The 5,862-nt window shown below is 75.6% G+C and carries 2 protein-coding genes and 1 pseudogene; 1 reads left to right on the forward strand and 2 read right to left on the reverse strand.

The annotated features are described in order from the left end of the window. Positions 1-563: 563 nt before the first annotated feature. Positions 564-1,118, reverse strand: coding sequence for a 2-oxo-4-hydroxy-4-carboxy-5-ureidoimidazoline decarboxylase (gene uraD / locus E4P41_RS20995; protein WP_135143146.1), 555 nt, complete (start codon positions 1,116-1,118; stop codon positions 564-566). Positions 1,119-1,891: 773 nt separating this feature from the next. On the opposite strand from uraD, the pseudogene E4P41_RS22885 reads away from it, so the two are divergent. Beyond that, positions 1,892-5,686: pseudogene (locus tag E4P41_RS22885) on the forward strand (SpoIIE family protein phosphatase); the annotation flags it as partial. On the opposite strand, the gene E4P41_RS23485 reads toward E4P41_RS22885, so the two are convergent. After that, a complete protein-coding gene (locus E4P41_RS23485) occupies positions 5,572-5,853 on the reverse strand; it encodes a penicillin-binding transpeptidase domain-containing protein (protein ID WP_348536512.1) in 282 nt (93 codons plus the stop codon). The pseudogene E4P41_RS22885 and the gene E4P41_RS23485 overlap by 115 nt on opposite strands. Positions 5,854-5,862 lie beyond the last annotated feature (9 nt).

The following is a 5,862-nucleotide window of genomic DNA, read 5'->3' on the forward strand; positions in this document are numbered from 1 at the left end:
AACGCCGAGCGGTTGTCCCCGGAGCCGGCGTAGTCAAACTGCTCGGCGTTGTCCGGGGTGTCGGGCACGTCGATGTCGAACCCGTCGATCGCGGTCAGCCGCCACGCCCGCAGCCACGCCCCCCGCGCACGGAGGCGCGCCGGACGAGTCCGTCACACCCCTCGCTGAATAAGCCTTCTAGACTCTGATCGCCGAAAGTGCAACGTAGCCGCTTCCCTTCCGTTCCAGCGTCAGGGCGGCTGCAAAGTCGTGATGTAGGCCGTTGAGCTGGCCGCGCCGCAGGACGGCTCCTGGGGACGATGACGCCGAGGTCGCCGGGCCTGCGGGTGAGCTCTTCGAGGCCTGGCTCGACGAAGTCGGGACGCTCGTCAAGGACCGGCGAAGGCGTCGTCCCAGCGGACCAACCGAACCCGGAGAGGGAGGTCCAGCTCCGTCCATGCCCTGTCCATGCCCGGCCACCGGCCGCCCCGGCACCGAGCCCAGGACGTGCGTCGACACACTCATGCCGATGGCTTCGCTCCGGATCGGTTCCGCTCTTCGCCCGCCGACACTCGCTGCGATGCTCACTCCCGGTCGGCTTCGGTATCCCGCTGCGATGCTCGCTCGCCCGTCGCTGTCGCGTCCGCCACGAGCTCCCGCACCCGCAGCGCCGTGATCTCGGCCAGTTGGCCGGTCACCTCGGCGCGCTCGGTCTCCTCGTCGTTGCCCAGCCGGCGACGTAGCTCCGCGAGGACCTCCTCCGGCGACCGGCCGGCCACACGGATCAGGAAGACCTGGTCGAAGCGCTCCTCGTAGTCCCGGTGGCCCTCGGCCAGGGCGGCCCGCGTCGCGTCGTCCGCCCCGCCCATCGAGCTCTGCTGCCGGCGGGACGCCTCGGCCTCTGCCGACGAGCCCTCGGGCCGGTCGCCGATCCGCGGGTGCACGGTCAGGGCCAGCACTACCTCGTCCCACGGCAGGCCGCGGACGACGTCCTCGGCGCGGGCCACGAGTGCATCGACGTCCGGGTAGGGCCGGCCGGCCACCACCTGCGCGGCGAACCGTGGCGCGGCGTTGCAGGCCCGCAGCGCCTGCACGGCGCGGTCGGCGGGCTCGGCGTTGAAGTCGTCGAGGGCGGCCATGTGCCGAGGATGCCAGGCCGCCCCTGCTGCCGGTTCCCGCGGAAACCGCCGGACGGGTGGACGGCGGCGTGCTCGACGAGCCGGCCACCGCCCGGGCGCTGGCCACGGTGCTGCTGCGGGGGCTGGACGGCGGTGCCCTCGAGGAGGCGGAGGTGCAGGCAGCGGCCGGCGTCGACCGCGCCGTCCTGGACGGACTCGCCGGTCGAGCCCTGCGCGTCGACCCGCCCGCGCCCGGGCCCGACCCCGCCGACCTACCATCCCCTCGTGATGGCGCCGTGACCGAGGAGCCCCCAGGGAGGTCGCTGTTCGCCGGAGGCGGCGAGGTCGGCCGCGCGATGGCGGAGCGCGACTGGACAGAGACCGCACTCGGGCCACCGGAGCGGTGGCCGTCCGGGCTGCGCCACACCGTCCGAATTCTGCTGACGTCCCGGTTCGCGATGTGGGCCGGCTGGGGGCCGGACCTCCTCTTCTTCTACAACGACGCCTACCGGCACGACACGCTGCAGGCCAAGCACCCGTGGGCGCTGGGGCGGCCGGCCTCCGAGGTCTGGGCCGAGATCTGGCCCGACATCGCCCCGCGGACGCAGGCGGTGCTGGACGACGGGATCGCGACGTGGGACCAGGACCTGCTGCTCTTCCTGGAACGCAGCGGTTACCCCGAGGAGACCTACCACACCTTTTCCTACAGCCCCCTGCCCGGCGACGACGGCCGCACCGGGGGCCTGTTCTGCGTCGTCACCGAGACCACCCAGAGCGTCGTCGGCGAGCGGCGGATGGCGACCCTGCGCGACCTCGCGGCGACGCTGGCCGCCGCCCGCACGGAGGAGGCCGTCCTCGCCGCCGCCCGCGAGCAGCTCGCGGGCAACCCGGCCGACCTGCCGTTCAGCGCCGTCTACCTGGTGGACGACGACGGCACCGCCCGGCTGGGGTGTGCCGTGGGCATCGACCCGGGGTCCCCCGCCGCTCCCTCGGTGCTGACCGACGACGACGCGGTGTGGCCGCTGGCCCGGCTGCTGGCCGGCGAGGACGTGCTGGTGGAGGACCTCGCCGACCGGTGCCCCGGCCTGCCGACCGGCGCCTGGGACCGGCCCCCCCACCAGGCGGTCGCCCTACCGATCGCCTCGGCGGCGCAGGACCGCGGACCGGTGGCGGGCTTCCTCGTGGTCGGGCTCAACCCGCACCGCCACCACGACGACGCCTACCGCGGCTTCCTCGAGCTGGTCGCCAACCAGATCTCGTCCGCCCTGGCCAACGCCGGCAGCTACGAGGCCGAGCGGCGACGGGCCGAGGCGCTGGCCGAGCTGGACCGGGCCAAGACCGACTTCTTCAGCAACGTCAGCCACGAGTTCCGCACCCCGCTGACGCTCATCGCCGGCCCGGTCGCCGAGCTGCGCGCCTCCCCGGCGGCCGACGCGGACCCCCGGCTGCGCGAGGAACTCGAGGTCATCGAGCGCAACGCGCAGCGGCTGGGCAAGCTGGTCAACACCCTGCTGGACTTCTCCCGCATCCAGGCCGGCCGGATCGACGCGCGCTTCGAGCCGGTCGACCTCGCCGCCACCACCGTCGAGCTGGCCAGCGTCTTCCGCTCGGCCGTCGTCCGGGCCGGGCTGGAGTTCACCGTCGACTGCCCGCCGCTGGACGAGCCGGTGCACATCGACCGGGACATGTGGGAGAAGGTCGTCCTCAACTTGCTCTCCAACGCGCTGAAGTTCACCTTCACCGGGGGCATCTCGGTGCGGCTGCGGCAGGAGGACGGCGCGGCACGGCTCACCGTCGCCGACACCGGTACCGGCATCCCCGTCGACGAGCTGCCCCGGCTCTTCGAGCGCTTCTCCCGGGTCCGCAACGCCTGCGGCCGGTCCGGCGAGGGCAGCGGCATCGGCCTGGCCATGGTGCGTGAGCTGGTCGGGCTGCACGGCGGCACCATCGGCGTCGAGAGCACCCCGGGCGCGGGCACCACGTTCACCGTCACCCTGCCGCTCGGCACCGACCACCTCCCGGCCGAGCGACTGACCGAGCCGGCCGCCGATGCGCCCGCGGTCTCCCCGGCCGCGGTCCCTTTCGTCACCGAGGCGCTGCGCTGGCTGCCGGACGTCGACGGGGAGGCCGGCACCGAGCTCGCACCGACGCTGCGCGGCCCTGCGGCGGTGTCCGGACGGGTCCTGGTCGCCGACGACAACGCCGACATGCGTGAGTACCTGCTGCGGCTGCTCGGCCCGCACTACAACGTCCGGGCCGTGGCCGACGGGCAGCAGGCGCTCGACGCGGCCGTCGCCGACCCGCCCGACCTGGTCGTCAGCGACGTGATGATGCCCGGGCTGGACGGCATGGCGCTGCTGGCCGCGCTGCGTGCCGAGCCGCGCACCGCCCGGGTCCCGGTGGTGCTCCTGTCGGCCCGCGCCGGCGAGGAGGCCGCCGTCGAGGGCCTGGCCGCCGGTGCCGACGACTACCTGGTCAAGCCCTTCTCCGCACAGGAACTCCTCGCCCGGGTCGGCGCGCACCTGGAGCTGGGCCGCGCCCGGCGGGCCGCTGAGGAGCAGTTCACCGCGATGGCCGACCTGGCGCCGGCGCTGATCTGGGTGGCCGACGCCGACGGGCGGCGGGTGTTCCTCAACCGCGGCTGGACCGAGTTCACCGGTCGCGCGGCCCGCGAGGAGCTCGGGACGGGCTGGGAGCAGGGCCTGCATCCCGAGGACCGCGAGCGCTACGCCGGGGTCGTCGCCGCGGCGACCGCGCGGCGCGAGGGCTGGGAGGTCGACGTCCGGTTGCGCCGGGCCGACGGCACCTACTCCTGGATGCTCGAACGGGCCGCCCCCATCGGGACGGAGCAGAGCGCAGGGGGCTACGTCGGCAGCTGCACCGACATCAACGCCCGGACCCGCGAGACGGCGCGGCAGACGCTGCTGGCCGAGGTGGGCACCGCCCTGGACCGGGAGACCACGGTCGACGGCCAGCTGGGGGCGCTGGCGCGCCTCGTGGTCGACAGCCGGCTCGCCGACTTCTGCACCGCGCGCGTCCAGCGCCCCGACGGCCGGCTGCGCTTCACCGCGGTCGCCGGGCTGGATCCGGCGTCGCAGGCGGGGCTGGCCGCGCTCGACCCCGACTCCGCGCTCGGCCGCCAGGTGCTGGAGACCGGTCGCTCCGTGGTCCGGTCCGAGTTGCCCGCGGACTGGCCGGTCGGTCTCCGCCCGGCGCAGGACGGAGCGCGGCCGGAGCGGCCGCTGGGGATGCAGTCGGGGCTGCTGGTGCCGCTCAAGGTCCGCGGGCAGGTCCTGGCCGTGCTGGCGCTGGGACGTCGCGGTGACGCGCCCCCGTACGGGGACGACGACCGCGAGCTGGCCGAGGAGATCGCCGCCCGCGCCGCGCTGGCCGTGGACAACGCGGTGCTCCTCGCCGACGAGCGCGCCGCCGCGCACCGGCTCGCGCTGCTGCAGCGGGCCACCGCCGAGCTCTCCGCCGCCACCACCCCGGTCGAGGTCGCGCAGACCGCCGCCGGCCACGTCCGCGCGCTGACCGGCCCGGACAGCCGGGTCGCGGTGTACGAGCTCGACCCCTCCCACCGCACGCTGACCGCGCTGGTCATCGACGGCGGCAGCCCGGCCGGCCTGGAGATGTGGCGGACGCTGCCCCTGTCGGCCCCGCTGGTCGCCACGGCCGCGGTCGTCGAGCGGCGCCCGATCTGGGTGGAGGACGTCGCCGCACAGCCCCCGGCCGACCGGGAGCTGTCCCCGGAACTGACCGCGTCGGCACGCGACTTCGGCCTGTCGGCCGTCGTCGCCCTCCCGCTGTCCGTGGCCGGCCGGGTGGTCGGGGTGCTCTCGGTCGCCTGGTCGGCGGTGCAGCGCTTCTCCGCCGTCGACCGCGCGATGCTCCTCGCCGTCGCCGAGCAGTGCGCGCAGGCCCTCGACCGCGCCCGGCTGTACCGAGCCGAGCGCGGGATCGCCGAGACGCTGCAGCTGAGCCTGCTCCCGGCGCAGCTGCCGGCGCTGGAGCGACTGTCGCTGGCCGCGCACTACGTGCCCGGCGCCGAGGGGACCCAGGCCGGCGGTGACTGGTACGACGTCGTCGAGCTCGCCGACTCCCGCGTGGCGATCGCCGTGGGCGACGTCGTCGGTCAGGGGCCGGCGGCCGCGGCGGTGATGGGCCAGCTGCGCAGCGCGCTGTCGGCCGCGCTCCTGCAGGGCTGCGGCCCGGCCGAGGCGCTGGAGCTGCTCGACCGGTTCGCCGTCCGGCTGCCCGGGGCGCTGGCCTCCACCGCGGCCTGCCTGGTCGTCGACAGCGCGGCCGGCACGGTGAAGTGGGCCCGGGCCGGGCACCCGCCGGCGCTGCTGGTGACCGCCGGCGGCGCGCAGCTGCTCGACGGTGCCGGCTCCGGGGCCGTGCTCGGCGCACCCGGACGCCGTCCCTACACCGAGGGCACCGCCGACATCGCCCCCGGCGCGACCCTGCTGCTCTACACCGACGGCCTGGTCGAGCGCCGCGGCGAGGTCCTCGACGACGGGCTGGAGCGGGTCCGGGCCGCCGCAGCCCGGCACGCCGCGGCCGACCCGGTCGGGCTGACCGGGCGGGTGCTGACCGAGGTCCTCGCCGACGCCGACCAGCCCGACGACGTCGCGCTGATCGCCTTCATGCTGGAGCCCGGCGGGTACCGGCCGGTCAGCGCGTTCCCCGCCGCGGCGGTCTCGTTGGAGGAGACGGCGAGGATCTCCCCGGTGCCGGGCCGGACGACGACCAGGTGGGTCGG

It is taken from the genome of Geodermatophilus sp. DF01-2, from assembly GCF_004571065.1.
GTDB lineage: Bacteria > Actinomycetota > Actinomycetes > Mycobacteriales > Geodermatophilaceae > Geodermatophilus.

Bases quoted from the DNA above. Each gene is read 5' to 3' on its own strand.
- uraD (WP_135143146.1), bottom strand. From the start codon at position 1,118: ATGGCCGCCCTCGACGACTTCAACGCCGAGCCCGCCGACCGCGCCGTG.